The organism is Cohnella baijiui, from assembly GCF_020731285.1.
Taxonomy (GTDB): Bacteria; Bacillota; Bacilli; order Paenibacillales; family Paenibacillaceae; genus Cohnella.
The window spans coordinates 50,843-65,131 of sequence record NZ_JAJFOW010000022.1 but is presented as its reverse complement, the minus strand read 5'-3'; the positions used below and the strand labels follow the sequence as shown (position 1 = coordinate 65,131).

The 14,289-nt window shown below is 59.3% G+C and carries 14 protein-coding genes; 7 read left to right on the top strand and 7 right to left on the bottom strand.

Annotation, left to right across the window (positions count from 1 at the left end; all coding sequences use genetic code 11):
* Positions 1-29: 29 nt before the first annotated feature.
* From LKX83_RS19270 to LKX83_RS19260, 3 genes are all read left to right on the top strand, one after another.
* Positions 30-1,673, top strand: coding sequence for an extracellular solute-binding protein (locus LKX83_RS19270; RefSeq protein ID WP_227883942.1), 1,644 nt, complete (start codon positions 30-32; stop codon positions 1,671-1,673).
* Between the two features lie 93 nt (positions 1,674-1,766).
* Positions 1,767-3,515, top strand: a complete 1,749-nt coding sequence (locus LKX83_RS19265) for a right-handed parallel beta-helix repeat-containing protein (RefSeq protein WP_227883940.1) — start codon at positions 1,767-1,769, stop codon at positions 3,513-3,515.
* Between the two features lie 154 nt (positions 3,516-3,669).
* Positions 3,670-4,218: an HAD family hydrolase gene (locus LKX83_RS19260; RefSeq protein WP_227883938.1), complete on the top strand. Its 549-nt coding sequence runs from the start codon at positions 3,670-3,672 to the stop codon at positions 4,216-4,218.
* Between the two features lie 74 nt (positions 4,219-4,292).
* Here LKX83_RS19260 and LKX83_RS19255 read toward each other — a convergent pair whose 3' ends face one another.
* From LKX83_RS19255 to LKX83_RS19235, 5 genes are all read right to left on the bottom strand, one after another.
* The gene (locus tag LKX83_RS19255; RefSeq protein ID WP_227883936.1) at positions 4,293-5,012 is read right to left on the bottom strand and encodes an ATP-binding cassette domain-containing protein; all 720 of its coding nucleotides are present in this window, start codon (positions 5,010-5,012) and stop codon (positions 4,293-4,295) included.
* The gene (locus LKX83_RS19250; protein ID WP_227883935.1) at positions 5,005-6,309 is read right to left on the bottom strand and encodes a hypothetical protein; all 1,305 of its coding nucleotides are present in this window, start codon (positions 6,307-6,309) and stop codon (positions 5,005-5,007) included. The genes LKX83_RS19255 and LKX83_RS19250 overlap by 8 nt, the downstream gene beginning before the upstream one ends.
* A 16-nt stretch (positions 6,310-6,325) precedes the next feature.
* Positions 6,326-7,099, bottom strand: a complete 774-nt coding sequence (locus LKX83_RS19245) for a hypothetical protein (RefSeq protein WP_227883933.1) — start codon at positions 7,097-7,099, stop codon at positions 6,326-6,328.
* Positions 7,100-7,172: 73 nt separating this feature from the next.
* Positions 7,173-7,556, bottom strand: coding sequence for a GntR family transcriptional regulator (locus tag LKX83_RS19240; protein ID WP_227883931.1), 384 nt, complete (start codon positions 7,554-7,556; stop codon positions 7,173-7,175).
* 93 nt (positions 7,557-7,649) lie between these two features.
* Positions 7,650-8,612 (bottom strand): aldo/keto reductase family protein, encoded by a 963-nt coding sequence (locus tag LKX83_RS19235; protein WP_227883929.1) that lies wholly within the window; start codon positions 8,610-8,612, stop codon positions 7,650-7,652.
* 208 nt (positions 8,613-8,820) lie between these two features.
* Between LKX83_RS19235 and LKX83_RS19230 the strand changes: the two genes are divergently transcribed.
* Positions 8,821-8,964 (top strand): hypothetical protein, encoded by a 144-nt coding sequence (locus LKX83_RS19230; protein ID WP_227883927.1) that lies wholly within the window; start codon positions 8,821-8,823, stop codon positions 8,962-8,964.
* Positions 8,957-9,964, top strand: a complete 1,008-nt coding sequence (locus LKX83_RS19225; protein ID WP_227883925.1) for a zinc-dependent alcohol dehydrogenase — start codon at positions 8,957-8,959, stop codon at positions 9,962-9,964. The genes LKX83_RS19230 and LKX83_RS19225 overlap by 8 nt, the downstream gene beginning before the upstream one ends.
* A gap of 53 nt (positions 9,965-10,017) precedes the next feature.
* Here the strand turns inward: LKX83_RS19225 and LKX83_RS19220 are convergent, their stop codons facing one another.
* Together LKX83_RS19220 and LKX83_RS19215 are read right to left on the bottom strand one after the other, a co-directional pair.
* The gene (locus LKX83_RS19220) at positions 10,018-11,658 is read right to left on the bottom strand and encodes a sensor histidine kinase (protein WP_227883924.1); all 1,641 of its coding nucleotides are present in this window, start codon (positions 11,656-11,658) and stop codon (positions 10,018-10,020) included.
* Positions 11,655-12,350 carry a response regulator transcription factor gene (locus tag LKX83_RS19215; RefSeq protein WP_227883922.1) on the bottom strand — a complete coding sequence of 232 codons (696 nt, stop codon included), beginning with the start codon at positions 12,348-12,350 and terminating at the stop codon, positions 11,655-11,657. Before LKX83_RS19215 ends, LKX83_RS19220 begins: the two co-directional genes overlap by 4 nt.
* A gap of 94 nt (positions 12,351-12,444) precedes the next feature.
* On the opposite strand from LKX83_RS19215, the gene LKX83_RS19210 reads away from it, so the two are divergent.
* Both LKX83_RS19210 and LKX83_RS19205 read left to right on the top strand, forming a co-directional pair.
* Positions 12,445-13,398, top strand: coding sequence for a carbohydrate ABC transporter permease (locus LKX83_RS19210; protein ID WP_227883920.1), 954 nt, complete (start codon positions 12,445-12,447; stop codon positions 13,396-13,398).
* On the top strand, positions 13,395-14,264 hold the full coding sequence (locus LKX83_RS19205) for a carbohydrate ABC transporter permease (RefSeq protein ID WP_227883916.1): 870 nt from the start codon (positions 13,395-13,397) through the stop codon (positions 14,262-14,264). Before LKX83_RS19210 ends, LKX83_RS19205 begins: the two co-directional genes overlap by 4 nt.
* The last annotated feature ends 25 nt before the right edge of the window (positions 14,265-14,289 follow it).

Sequence of the window (14,289 nt, the reverse complement as noted above, 5' to 3'; positions counted from 1 at the left end):
TAGTAAAATCAATCAAGGGGGCAAAGAACATGAGTCATGCAAAGCTGGGGTCGGCTAGTCTGCTTTCCGTTATCATCCTTACCTCGGTTCTGAGCGGGTGCGGCAATTCGTCGACGGGGGGCGCCTCTCCATCCGCATCGCCGACGGCGTCCGCATCGGGCACGGCGGCGGACAATCTCTATGCGGAGCATATGGACATTTCCCTGTCCTGGTGGGGGATCGGCGTCGGCTTCGAGAAGCGCGACGAGGTGGTCCAGAAGCTCGAAAAGGACTTCAACGTCACGCTGAAGCCCGTCGATATCGGCTGGGACAACTACAAGGAGAAAAACCAGGTATGGGCCGCGGCCGGCCAACTGCCGGATCTCATCACGAACAGCGTGCTGAACGACAGCCCGGCCACGTACAACGATTGGGTCAAGCAAGGTTTGATCCATCCTTTGCCTGACGACTTAAGCGCTTACCCTAATGTGGAGAAAATCGCGAAGGCGGAAGACGTTCAGGGAATTTACCGGGACGGGAAGCTGTACGCGATCCCCCGCATGACGTATCCGAACACCGACATGTGGGCGGTCGACCGCGCGATCTTCGTCCGCAAGGACTGGATGGACAAGCTCGGCATCCAGGATCCGACGAACTTCCAGGAATTCAGCGGCATGCTCAAGGCGTTCGCCGAGAAGGACCCGGACGGCAACGGCAAAAAGGACACGACGGGCATCGTCATGAATACGCTCGGCTACTTCAAAGCCGTCTTCATGCCGACGTTTCCGCAGTTCGACAATTCGAGCTGGCTGCAGGAAGACGGCAAGTGGATTCCGTTTTACGCCTCCAAACGGATGGACGAAGTCGTCAAAGAAGCCCGGCAGCTCTACAAAGACGGCGGTCTCGATCCGGACTTCGCAGTCGAGAAGGCCGGCGAAGCGAACCAGAAGTTTTATCAGAACAAAGCGGGCGCGCTTGCCTTCAACGTCGATTCGGTCGGCGGCGCGACCGGCGTAAAAGCCGAATGGGAGAAAAACAATCCGGGCCAGAAATTTTTCGACCATGTGAAGCTTCTTCACCTGTGGCCCGCCGCCGACGGAACGCTGTATCGTCATACCACGATCTCGTTCTGGTCGGAAACGATGATCAACGCCGACGTCGACGACAAGAAGCTGAATCGTATTCTGAGCATCTACGACTGGCTGTTGTCGCCGGAAGGCAAGGAGCTGTTCGACTACGGCATTGAAGGCAAGGACTATGCGAAGGACGCCTCCGGTCAAATCACGATCACGCGTCCGAAAGACGGCGACAGCTTCATCGATCTGAAGAAGGAATATCCTTCGCTCGATATCGTCTCCCAGCTCGCCGCCTGGCGGAACGCCAGCTCGATCGAAGACACGCCGGCGAACCGGGCGGTCAAAGGAGACGACGTCGTGCAGCTCGTGCAGGACGAGCTGAACTGGCAGATGACTCATGCCAAAGCGATTCCGACCGCGTTCGACATCGCCACCATGTCGACGCCGGCCAAGGACAAGCTGTCGGCGATCAACGCGGACGACGACTTCATCAAGGTGATTCTCAGCAAGCAGGATCCGGTAGACATGTGGCACGACATCGTCAAGGGCTATTATGCGAACAAAGGCTTGCAGTCCGCCATCGACGAGGTCAATGCGTTGAAGGGACAAAAAGGGTGATTTAACGACTGGGGATGGAAAATGTTCCGCGTGTTTGGCGCGGAACATTTTCGTTCTTTGGCCGGAATAGGATGCAAACGGGAGGTTCATCGCATGCAGGACAACGTTCAAGACCGGGAACGCCGCGACGTCCGGCCGTCGGAGACGGCGGTGCTGCGGCTGACGGATTTCGGAGCGGAGCCGGATTCGGGCCGCGACGCGCTGCCGGCCATGCGCCGGGCGATCGAAGCCGCGTCGAAGCTGCAAGGGCCGGTACGGGTGGAATGCGAGCCCGGGCGATACGACTTCTATCGGGAACACGCTTCGAACGTGCTTTACAGAGTAACGAACACGGCGAGCGAGGAGGAGAATCCCGATCCGACGAAGGCGGTCGGCATTCTCTTGCAGGGACTGAAAGAATTTACGCTGGACGGCCGCGGGGCGCTGTTCGCGTTTCACGGCAAGCTGACGATGCTGGCGATCGACGGCTGCGACGGCGTCGAGATCCGCAACGTCAAGTTCGACTACGAATGGCCGACCGTCGCCGAGATGACCGTCGTGCGGGTCGGATCCGATTACATGGACGTGCGGCCGCATCCGTCCAGCCGTTACGAAATCGCGGACGGCAAGCTGTATTGGATCGGCCCGGGCTGGCGATTCCGCGAAGGACCGATGCAGGCCTACGATCCGGAGACGAACCGGACATGGCGGATCGAGAACGCGGTGGAACGGGCGGAGCATGCCGAGGAGATCGGGCCGTCTCTGGTCCGGCTTCGCTTCGGATTTGCGCCCGAGCCGACGGTTGGCCTTGTGCTGCAAGCGCGGGACGGCATTCGCGACCAGGTCGGCGCATTCATTCTGCAAAGCCGGAATGTGACGTTCGCGGACGTCGGGCTGCACTTTATGCATGGGCTGGGCGTGGTGGGGCAATTCAGCGAAAATCTCGTCTTCGACGCGGTGACGATCGCGCCCAGGCCCGAAACCGGGCGCACGGTCGCGGGCTTCGCGGACGGCATTCATCTGTCCGGCTGCCGGGGGCATGTCCGCATCTCCGGTTGCCGTTTCGAAGGACTGCACGACGACGGGGTTAATGTGCACGGCACCTACCTGCGGGTGATGGAGCGGATCGGTCCCCGCCGGCTGCGGGTTCGGTTCATGCACCCGCAGACGTACGGGTTCGACGCGTTTTTCCCTGGCGACGAGCTCGAATTCGTACGGAGCGCCACGCTGGAGGCTTGCGGTACGGGAACAGTCGAACGGGCCGAACGGCTCTCTCCGCGAGAGATTCTGCTGACGCTCCGCGAAGACCTTCCCGAAGGCGCGGGGGAGGGCGACGCCGTTGAAAACGTCACCTGGACGCCGGCGGTCGAGATTTGCGGCAATACGTTCGCGCGCATTCCGACGCGGGGCATCCTGGCGACGACGCGGCGCCGGACGGTCATCGAGAACAACCGGTTCGAAGGTTTGATCATGAGCGCCATCCTCGTCAGCGGGGAAGCGGCGAGTTGGTACGAGTCCGGCCGCGTGACGGAGTTGATCGTTCGCGGCAACCGGTTCGCGGACTGCGGCGGCGCGGAATTCCCGCCCGTGCTGATCGCGCCCGAGATCGAGGAGCCGGACGAAGCGCATCCGGTCCACGGCGGAATCGCGATCGAGGACAACGTCTTCGAGCTGCGCGGGGGGCCGGCGACCGGGGCGACGAGCGTCCGGTCGCTGCGTTTCCGGAACAACGTCATTCGGCTGCCCGGCAGTGAAGCGGCCCGCATCCGAAAGCCCGAAGACGACGCACGCCTGACGGCATGTCCCGATGCGATCGTGGACGACAACCGATATGCCGAAATGGAGGACCCTCAAACGAGATGAACAGAATCGAGAACGTGAACATTTGGGGCACCAATTTCCCGATGCGGTACGGGGAGGACGCGCGCTTTCGCTTCCGCTTGCTGCTGGAATCGTATCCGCAAGACCGGAAATGAGCAAAGGACAAGATGGATCACCGAAAAGGGGAGTGAACGGCGTGGCCGAGAACCGCATGCCCGACAAGAAAAAGCTGATTCTTTTCCTGGACAGCGGCGACACGATTATCGACGAATCGTCCGAGATTCGTGATGGAGATGGCATCGTCATCCGGGCGAACGTCATCCCGGAAGCGGACGAAATGGTGCGGACGCTGCACGAGCAGGGCTACACGCTGGTGCTCGTGGCCGACGGTCTGGCGCAATCCTTCCAGAATATGTACGCCGAGCTCGATCTGCGCGGCTGCTTCGCCGCGATGATCGACTCGGAGAGCGTCCAAGCGGAGAAGCCGAGCCCGCTCATGTTTCTGGCGGCGGCCGAGGCGATCGGGCTGGATCGCGCCGACTTCTCCCGCGTCGCGATGGTCGGCAACAACCTCGCCCGCGACGTCAAGGGCGCGAACGCGCTGGGCATCACGAGCGTCTTCTTGAATTGGACGCCGCGTTACCCGCACGAGCCCGCAGACGACAACGAGCGGCCCTCCTACACGATCGGAGAGCCGCTCGAGCTGCTGGCGCTCGCCGAGAGGCTGAACGCCGGGCTGTCGTAACCGTGAGCCGGTTCTGCCCTTAATCCGCTTGCACCGGATCCTTCGAAGAGGATCCGGTGCCGGCGGCCATCGGCTCATTCGTCCGGCCAACCGAAAGGACGAGCGTAATTGGTTTTTCTCACTTCCGCCATGACATCCGTCAAACTCAGACCGCGTTCCCTCACCTCATCTACGTATACATCCGCGCGGACAAGCCCGCGATGGAGGACGATGGCCCGATCGATGACGTTCTCGATTTCATCGATTTGATGCGTCGTCAGGAGCACCGTTTCTTCGCCGGTCAAACCGGCAACGACCCGGTTCAGCGATTCGCGGCGCGTAAAGACGTCCTTGCCGACGAAGGGTTCGTCGAGGATCAGATAGTCCGCTCTTTTGGCCAACCCGGCGCAGAGCTCGAGCTTCATTTTTTGGCCTCTGGAGAAGGTCTTGATTTTGCGATCCTCCGGGATCTCGTAATCCTGAATCAGCGCTGCGTATCTCTCCGAATCGAAACGCGGGAAGAAGTCCGACAGGAATTGGCCGTATTGCCTGGGCGTCAAATGGGGGAAATAGCTGCCTTCTTCCGTCACGAAGGCGATCCGGTCATACTGCTCGGTCACCGGTCGGCCGTCGATCCGGATCTCTCCGTTTTGGATTTCGCCGATTCCCATGATCGCTTTGAGCAAAGTCGTCTTTCCGCTGCCATTCTCCCCCAAGATGCCGACAACTTCTCCTTGGGCAATCGTCAGTTCCTTTACATACAACAAAGCGTTGCTGGCGGGATAACGTTTATCGACATATTTGATCTCAAGCACGGTTATCCTCCTCCGGACTAGACAAAGAAGTCACGGTCAGTTTGGCGAAGCTTCGGTAATCCATGGGGTCGTAGCTGAATCCGCCAGTGACGGGGGTACCGTACACCATATCCATATTGTCCTCGTTTAGGTCGGTGACGAGTTCTCCTTGGTAAACCAATTCGGATTTCGAATAGACATACAGATAGAGGTGCTGCGTCAGCGCAAGATCATAAACGGGAATAGCATCGGCGGTACGCGCTTCCCGGAAACTCCTAAGCGCGTACAGCTTGCCGTTGCGGTAGCTCATCACGGCGATGTCGCCGTTTTCTTGGGCAGTCTTGCCAAAGTCGGCTTGGAACGACTCGACGAGCCGGACGCCGCGGGACACGTCGAAGATCAGCAGCAGCCGCGGTCCTCCGCTACTTCGAAAGGCGACGGTCAGCATCTTTTGATCGGCATCCGCGAAGGCTGAATAATTTTCGTAATAAGTCGCCTCGGACTCCGATTTCTTCGTTGGTCGTTCCGGCAAATGAAAGTCCGAAACGGACGTTTCGCCGAGCAGGTCGCCGCTCTCGCTATCGTAGCTGGAGACTTTTAGTTGGTTATCAGCGACAGACAGCAGCAGGAGCTTATCGCCGACCGCCTCCAGTCCGAGAACTTCGAGGTGAGGCTGCTCGGACCGATTCGCGTCAAGGTCGATCTCGGCGATTTTTCTGGGCGTGTACTGCGATCGATCAACGCCCGGACCGAAGCCCCACGCGAAGAAATGCAGCTCGAATATTCCGCTTTTCCCGGTGAATTCGGTGGAAACGGGCACTGTAAAATAGACTTTATCGCCAATCTTGGCAACGCCGTATTCCGGTTGATTGGTGTACGTAGCAGAATTGGTCTTGCCGTTCGAAATCGTTGGGGTGACTTCGGCCGTACCAAAGGGAATAAAGTAGGAGCCCGAGGGGTCGCGTTTGTAGGATGTGATCGAATAGGTGCCAACGCCGCTCACATTGAACTGCATGTCTCCGATCCGTTTCGCAGTGCCGGGATTGTAGGTGTAAGCATCCTTCGTATGAGGTTGGGCATAAGTCGCCGTGGCGGTGTTCAGTTTGCCCGCGCTCAAGCTAAATTGCGTTCGTTGGTACCCGTCGGCCAATTCACCTCCGATCCGAACGTCGCCGATGGCATCGCGAGTGCCGGTCAGGTCTTTCAGGTAAAAGGTAGCGTCATCTTTCATGCCGTAAGTATGAACGCCGATTCCGATCACCATGGCGAAGGCGATGACCAGCGCGGGAAGGGCAGCATGTTTCCGAATGTAGTTCATCCTTCGTTATTCCTCCCTATGCAATCGTTCCTCTACGAATCCATCTCAAGCTGTGCCAGACGAAGTAGCCGCTTAAGGCCAAGAGAATCAGGCTGCTGGGATATAGATTTTTGAGCGGCCAAGCATGGCTTGCTTCGTTTAATCGATACACGAGCACCTTGTAAGCGACAATCGCCGTAATGCCAATGAGAGCGAAACCGGCGTACTTGCGGCTTCGTTCGCAGAGCGCCGCGTAATAAAAGCCGGTCGCGATGACGAGGAGGAGGCTGATCGAAGACAAAATGCGGCTGAAGTGAAAGGGAAGCAGCAGACGAAAAAAGTCCGATCGCACGAAAGCGAGAAACAGGCCGTTATGCATGACCATGTTGCCTTCTTGATAAGCGCTCACGCGGTCGATCACAATGGCGTACCCGATTCGAATGCTTAGAAGCTGCGCGACTAGGAGCAGCAAGAGGCTGAGCAAAAAGACCATCAACTTGCTCCAATAGAGCGACTCGCGGCGGACAGGAATGGTTAAATAGGTATAAACGCTCTTGCTGCCCCAGTAGCCGGCATATACCGTTTTGAGGAAGTACGCGCATAACAGCAGGAGCAAAAGAAAGAACAGCAGCGGACAACCGGACGCCGCGTATAAATCTTCAAACCGCACATGATTGGCCAACAAGTTGTAATCCTTGGCCGCCGCATCCAACAAATAAAGCGGAGCCAGGACGGCGCCTGCGAACAGGAGCGCGAGAAATCCGAGCCATTGGCCGAATTCGAGATTCAGCAGACGATATAGGCCGCGCAATCGAACCACCTCTATTGTATTAGATATGTAGTACAGGCAAGTCACGACAACTCGGCGAAACCGCAGCCCCGGCTTACTCCCAATATTCGCTGATCAGTTCGACGACTGTCTTGAACGACAGTTGGATGTCCTTGGCCGATTCGACGAACGATTGGACGAGCTCCCGCGTCAGTTCGGTCTCGATGCGCTTCAGGATGTCGTCGTCCACATAAATAACGCTGCCGAGCGTGCTGCTCGTACGGACGTAGCCTTCATCCTCCATCAGCTTGAACGCCTTCTGGACCGTATTCGGATTGATGTTCAGCTGGGCGGCGATCTCCCGCCGGGACGGCAGCTTGTCTCCCGACACCGCCTTGCGCAGCAGAATCTGCCGTTTGACGTACAGCGCCGCTTGGAGATAGACGGGTTCCCGGTTGTTCAGCTTGAGCTCGTAAAAGTTCAACACGCGCGTTTTCACCCGCTTCCTCGGTTAACTGTATTATGTATGTAGTACAATGAAACTGTCAATAGGCGCGGCCAGCGTGGCCCGCGCCTGCAGATTCGTTCGAAGTCAGACTTCCGACGGTTCGTTACAAGTTTCCTCTACGAGCTTCCACTGTTCCGAATCGAGCCGGATGCCGGAGGCCCGACAGTTTTCTTCCACTTGCTCGGGGCGGCTGGCCCCGATCAGCGCGCTGGATACGTTCTCGTGCCGGAGGGTCCAAGCCAATGCCAACTGCGACAAAGCGAGTCCGAAGGATTCGGCCACGGTTTGGAGTTTGCTCGCTTTCGAGACGTAGGTTTCCTTTAACCAATGCTGTACCGCTTGGCTTCCCTCAGCTTGGCTTGCCCGGCTTTCCGGACTTGCGGGAGCGACCGTCTTGTACTTGCCCGTCAGCACGCCCTGGGCGAGCGGGGAATACACGACTTGGCCGATTCCGTTGTCCCGGCACAATGGGATGATTTCCTTTTCGATCTCGTTCGCGAATAGATTATACAGCGGCTGGTTGGCCGCGATCGGATGCCAGTCTCTGCTGTTCGTGACCCGCACGGCCTCGCGAATGTGCTGCGCGCTCATATTGCTGATCCCGATATACAGCGCTTTTCCCTGCTGCACCAGGTCATTCATGGCGCGCAGCGTTTCTTCGAGGGGAACGTCGGGGTCCGGATAGTGGCAGTAATAGACATCGACGTAATCCGTCCCCAATCTTTTCAGCGAGGCCTCGCATTGTTCCATGATGTGCTTGCGGGACAGTCCTGCCTGGTTGGGACGATCGCCCATCGGACCTCTTACCTTCGTCGCGAGGACGTACGAAGAGCGCGGATATTTCGCAAGCGCTTGGCCGACGACCTTCTCGGCTTCTCCGTTCCCGTACACGTTGGCCGTATCGAAAAAGTTGATGCCGCATTCGTACGCCTTGTCGATGGTATCCTCCGCTTGGCGCGCTTGGACGTAGCCGCCATAAGTCAGCCAGCTGCCCAAGCTGATCTCGCTGACCTGGACCCCGGACGAGCCCAGTCTTCTGTATTTCATTCTCTTCCCTCCCGTCTGCATTTCCTTTCCAAATTATGAGCCGGGAAGGCGAATCAGAATCTGCTTTCGCATGATCGTCGTCGTTTTGGATAAACAATCGGGTTTTGAGCTAAAGCTTGCGCCGGCCTGGTATTCTATACTTAAATGAACCGTCGTCCGGGGGATGTCTCCGGCCTGCGGGATGCGGGGGAAACTCGGAGATGGAAGCTTGGATGAATACGCTGTCGCCGCACGTGCGGGCGGTCAAAATCGTGAAATCGTCCGCGCTTTCAATACGATGCCGCGCACGTCCGAACGCGCCGGGACGGCGAAGATGCGTAACATGCGAAAAGGAGAACAAGCCAATGAATAACAAGCAAATCGTGTTCACGGCGCCATGGCAGGTCGAAACGCAGGAGACGAAGCTCGCTTCAGCCGCGCTTGGCCCGAAGGAAGCGCTCGTGAAAAAAAAGTTCACGCTGATCAGCCCGGGGACCGAGCTGGCGTGCCTGTCGGGACGTGAGGGCTGGTTTCCCATGCCGGGCGTGCCCGGCTATGCAGCCGTAAGCGAAATTGTCGAGGTCGGCGCCGAGGTGCGGGAATTCAAGCCCGGCGACGTTGTATTCCATTACGGCGATCATTCGGCTTATCAGGTCGTCCCCGCGGAAGGCGTGTTTTTGAAAGCCCCCGAAGACGTCCCGCTGTCGTGGATTCCGTTCGTGCGGCTGGCTACGGTCGCGTTCACGTCGGTGCGCGTCTCGAATATCGAGCTGGGCGACGCCGTCGTCGTGACCGGGCTGGGACTCGTGGGCCATATGGCATCGCAGTTGGCCAAGCTTCAGGGCGCTTCCTTGTACGGCGTCGACTTGTCGCCCCGGCGCCTGCAGCTGGCCGAGGAGGTCGGAATCGACGCGGCGCTACATCCGGAACAGGTTGACGTCCTAGAGGAAGTCTTGAAACGGACGAACGGCGAGGGCGTCTCCGCGCTGATCGAAGCGACGGGCGTGCCGAAGGCGGCTGTGGACAACCTGCCGCTGCTCGCCCAATACGGCGAGCTGATCCTGCTGGGCAGCCCGCGCGGGGAATACCGGACCGACGTCACGGAGCTGCTGAATTACGTGCATCTGAACAACCAAGGCAGCATCACCATTCGGGGCGCGCACGAGTGGCGCTATCCGGTCGCACCCGATCCGTTCGTCAAGCACTCGCTCGTCCGCAATTCGCAGATCGTCTTCCGCTTGATGGCGCAGCGCAAGCTGCAGGTCGAGCCGCTGATCAGCCACGTGCTCCGGCCGGAGCAGGCCGCGGAGGCGTATGAGGGCTTAAGGAACGATAAAGAGCGTTACGCCGGCGTCTTGTTCGACTGGACCTAAGCGGAAAAGGGGACGCTTCGAAACGGATGCGGCGAAAAGAAGACGGCTCCGATTCATAGCGCTTCGGCTCGTGCGTCCCATACGTCGAAGCGCGCCGCCCCAGGCAGCGTGAAGGCAAACGTCACGCCGTCGCGCTCGTTCGTCGCCTCGCAGCGGCTGCCGTGAAGCTCGAGAATTTGCTTCACGATGGCGAGCCCGATCCCGGTCCCCCCGCTGGACCGGTTGCGCGCTTTGTCGATGCGGTAGAATTGTACCCAGATACGAGAGAGTTCCTCCTCCGGGATGGGGTCGCCCTCATTATGGACGGACAATCGCCATCCTTCGCCTTCCGCCGCGGCCGCGATCGTAACCGTCCCGCCGGCTGGCGCATGCCGAACGGCGTTCGTCACCAGATTCGTCAGCACTTGTCCGATTCGGGACCGATCCGCCATCGCGGGGACGGTCCCGTTCTCTTGTTCGGGCAAGGCCAACGCCACGCGTATGTTCCGCCCGGCTCCGAGCGCTTGCGCGCGAACGGCAGACTCCCGCAGCAGCTCCGCCGCGTCGAACGGCTCCCGATTGAGGCTGTATTGACCGGCCTCGAGATGGGACAGGTCCAGCATGTCGCCGACGATCGCCGACATGCGGCGGGTTTCGTCGAGGATCACCTCGACGTACTTCTCCCGCTTGACCCCCGAACCGATGTTGTCCTGCAAGCCTTCCGCATACCCTCCGATCAGGCTGATCGGCGTCTTAAGCTCGTGCGATACCCCGGTCACAAAGTCGCGGCGCATCCGCTCCAGCTTTTTCTCTTTCTCGATATCCGCTCGCAGCTTGTCGTTGGCCGTCTGGAGATCCTCGAGCGCCCGCTGCAGATTGTCGGCGAGGAAGTCGAACGACTGCGCGAGCCGGCCGATCTCGTCCTTGCGCCGCCAGCGGATGCGGGCGGAAAAATCGAGCGACGCGAGCCGGCCGGCACGTTCGTTCAAGGAGCGGAGCGGCTTGGTGAGGATGCCGGCATACAGGAAGGCGAGCAGCGTCACCAGCACGAACGAGATGCCGAACGCGTACCACGAGAAATCGCGAATGACGCTCGCGGCTCCGATGACCGGCTGCAGCGAAGAGGCGGCGAACAGGACGGTTCCGTTGCCCTTGCCGTCCGAATGGAACGGAGCGACCGCGATCAGCTGATCGCCCCCGGACTTCTCCGATCCGACGCCTTTCGTCCGGTACACCAGCGTCTTGCCCTGCATCAGCACCCGTTCCATGGCTTGAGGGTCAGTTCGCCATTCTACCAGCGCAAGCATGAACTTTCTCGTTTGCTCGTCGAATCCCGGGCTTGGGAATTTCAGCAAAGGATTAAACGGCGAATCGGGCAGCAGGGCGTCATCGGACGCGCCCGACTTGTCCTGTGCCCCGCTTTGAATCATGATCGTGCCTTCGTCAAACTTCACCAAAGAGATGGACGCATAAAAATCGTTCTCGAATCGGGAGAGGTAGGAAGGGAACCCGGACGGGGAAGACGATGTCTCTTCGCTCGCGTACCGGTCTTTGATGAGATTCATCTGCGATGTGATATCCCGGATCTGCCGGCGCTCGTAAAACGAAGAGAAGCTGCCCGCCAACGCCGACAAAAGTCCTCCCAGCAGCAGCATCACGACGAGAAAGGTAATGGCGAACAACCGGAAGGCGATCGAGTGTCTCCATGGCGTCATGACGCCACCTTCATCCGGTAACCGTTGCCTCTCAGCGTCACGATCCATTTCGCCCGGTCCCCCAGCTTCTGGCGCAGACGCTTCACATGGGTATCGACCGTCCGGACGTCCCCTTCGTAGTCAAATCCCCAGACAGCGTTCAGCAGCATCTCGCGGCTGAGCACCCGATTGCGGTTGCGGACGAAGTACAGCAGCAGGTCGAATTCTTTGGGCGACAGCGCCAGAGGCGATCCCGCCAGCGACGCTTCCCTCGCCGAGACGTTCAGCTTCAGTTCGTCCACCTCCAAAGCTTCCGTTTCGCCGGCTTCAGACCCCTCTTTTTTGGGTGCCTCCGCCCGCTTTAGCAAAGCTTTGATCTTGGCCGCCAGCACTTTCGGGCTGAACGGCTTGGTCATATAGTCGTCGGCGCCGAGGTCGTATCCGAGCAGTTTGTCGTCCTCTTCCGACTTGGCTGTCAGGAAGATGATCGGCACATTCGACTCGGCCCGAATCGCTTCGCACACGTCGTACCCATCCAGGCCGGGCATCAAGATGTCAAGCAGGACGAGCTGCGGCGCCTGCAGGCGGAACGTTTCCAGAGCCGCGTCGCCCCGTTCGCATTCGCACCAGGCCAGTCCCTCTTCCTCCAGATAGTCGGCGATCAACTCCCGGATTCGCCGTTCATCCTCGATTATCAGCACTTTCGGCTGCATGACGCCCCACCTTTCTTCGGTTCCGTTCGCTTCCATTAGCACCCTTATTGTAAGTGGCTCGCGCGGCTTTGTCATCCCGAAGGCTGTCACACGGTTGTCACACAACGCGGCTATGATGGGGTGCGAGTTCGAGAGGACGCGCTGCGGAGCATCCTCGGAAGGAGGTACCCATCTGAAGCGGCCGAGTCTTCAATACCGCCGGGACGCGCCGTTCGTGCTGCTGTTCCTGGCGCCGAGCCTGGCGGGATTTCTTCTGTTCTTCATCCTCCCGTTCGGCGCGGTCGCCTATTACTCGCTGATCGACAATCCCGTCAGCGGCCATTTTGTCGGTTTCGAGAATTACCGAATCTTGTGGGCCAGCGGTTCGTTCCGCAAAGCGTTCGCCAATTCCCTGACGTTTGCCGGCTTTGGCGTTCCGCTGCTTTACGCGGCATCGCTAGGGCTGGCGCTGCTGCTGAGAGGGAAGCTGCCGTTCCGGCAGTCGTTCAGGACGATGTTCCTCATGCCGCTGGTCGTCCCCGTCGCCTCCGTTATCCTGGTCTGGCAGACGCTTTTTCATTGGAAAGGCGCGATCAATGGCTTTTTCCTCCATTGGGGATCCGATCCCGTCGACTGGATGAACACCCGATGGGCGCTCGCCGTCATGCTGATCGTATTCGTGTGGAAAAATGTCGGCTACAACCTGATCATTTTCCTCGCGGGTCTGTCCAACATTCCGGCGGAACAGTACGAATCGGCGTCCATCGACGGCGCTGGAGCGGTCCGGCAGTTTCTGCACATCACCTGGCCGGGGCTCGCCCCGACTTCCTTCTTCGTGATCGTCATGAGCATCGTCCAGTCGTTCAAGGTATTCCGCGAGACGTACCTGGTGGCGGGCGCTTATCCGAACGACGCCATCTACACGCTCCAGCACTTCATGAACAACATGTTCCAATCGCTGGACTATCCGAAGCTGACGGCGGCGGCCGTCCTGCTGTCGATCGTGATCGGGGTCACGGTGTATATCCTGTTCCGGCTGGAACGCCGGTCGAGGGAGGCGCTGTCATGAGGAATGCGCTGCGCCAGATGTCGACGCTCCTGAAATGGTTGCTGCTGGCCGCGTTCGCGCTGATGATCTTATTCCCCGTCGTCCTGACGGTCAGCAATTCGTTCATGGCCGAGCAGGAGATCGGCCGGCATTACGACGCGCTCGGAGCCGACTCGACGGCCACCCGGGATCATGCCGCGATTCGGCTCATCCCGGAGCGCGCGACGCTGTCCCAATACAACGAGATCTTGCTTAAGCGTCCGAAGTTTCTGCTGCACTTCTGGAATTCGGCGAAGCTGACGCTCCCCATCATCATCGGTCAGGCCGTTGTCGGGACCTTGGCCGGATACGCGTTCGCCAAGCTGGTTTTCCCCGGGAGAGACAAGCTCTTCTTCGTCTACCTGCTCACGATGCTCATGCCCTTTCAGGTGACGCTCGTGCCGAACTATCTCGTGGCGCAGCAGTTGGGCCTCCTGAAGAGCTACGGAGCGATCGTGCTGCCCGGCATTTTCGCCTCCTTCGGCGTATTCCTGATGCGGCAGTTCATGAGCGGCATCCCGAACGGCTATCTGGAAGCGGCCAAGATCGACGGTGCAGGCCACTTGCGGGCATTCCTGCACATCGCCTTGCCGCTCGTCAAGCCGGGCATCGCCGCTCTCGTCCTCCTGTCGTTCGTGGACAACTGGAACATGGTCGAGCAGCCGCTCCTGTTCCTGAGCGAGCCGATCCGTCAGCCGTTGTCCGTCTACTTGGCCTATATCGCCGAAGGGGCGCGCGGCGTCGCGTTCGCCGCATCCGTGCTGTACATGACGCCGATGGTGCTCATCTTCCTGTATGGCGAAGAGCATCTCGTGGAGGGGATTCAGATGTCGGGCATCAAAGGCTAACCGGTAGAAGGAGGCGACATTCGCA

What these genes read in the sequence shown, in the direction of transcription:
- LKX83_RS19270 (WP_227883942.1), top strand. Translation starts at nt 30, where the DNA reads ATGAGTCATGCAAAGCTGGGGTCGGCTAGTCTGCTTTCCGTTATCATC.
- LKX83_RS19265 (WP_227883940.1), top strand. Translation starts at nt 1,767, where the DNA reads ATGCAGGACAACGTTCAAGACCGGGAACGCCGCGACGTCCGGCCGTCG.
- LKX83_RS19250 (WP_227883935.1), bottom strand. Translation starts at nt 6,309, where the DNA reads ATGAACTACATTCGGAAACATGCTGCCCTTCCCGCGCTGGTCATCGCC.
- LKX83_RS19235 (WP_227883929.1), bottom strand. Translation starts at nt 8,612, where the DNA reads ATGAAATACAGAAGACTGGGCTCGTCCGGGGTCCAGGTCAGCGAGATC.
- LKX83_RS19225 (WP_227883925.1), top strand. Translation starts at nt 8,957, where the DNA reads ATGAATAACAAGCAAATCGTGTTCACGGCGCCATGGCAGGTCGAAACG.
- LKX83_RS19220 (WP_227883924.1), bottom strand. Translation starts at nt 11,658, where the DNA reads ATGACGCCATGGAGACACTCGATCGCCTTCCGGTTGTTCGCCATTACC.
- LKX83_RS19215 (WP_227883922.1), bottom strand. Translation starts at nt 12,350, where the DNA reads ATGCAGCCGAAAGTGCTGATAATCGAGGATGAACGGCGAATCCGGGAG.
- LKX83_RS19205 (WP_227883916.1), top strand. Translation starts at nt 13,395, where the DNA reads ATGAGGAATGCGCTGCGCCAGATGTCGACGCTCCTGAAATGGTTGCTG.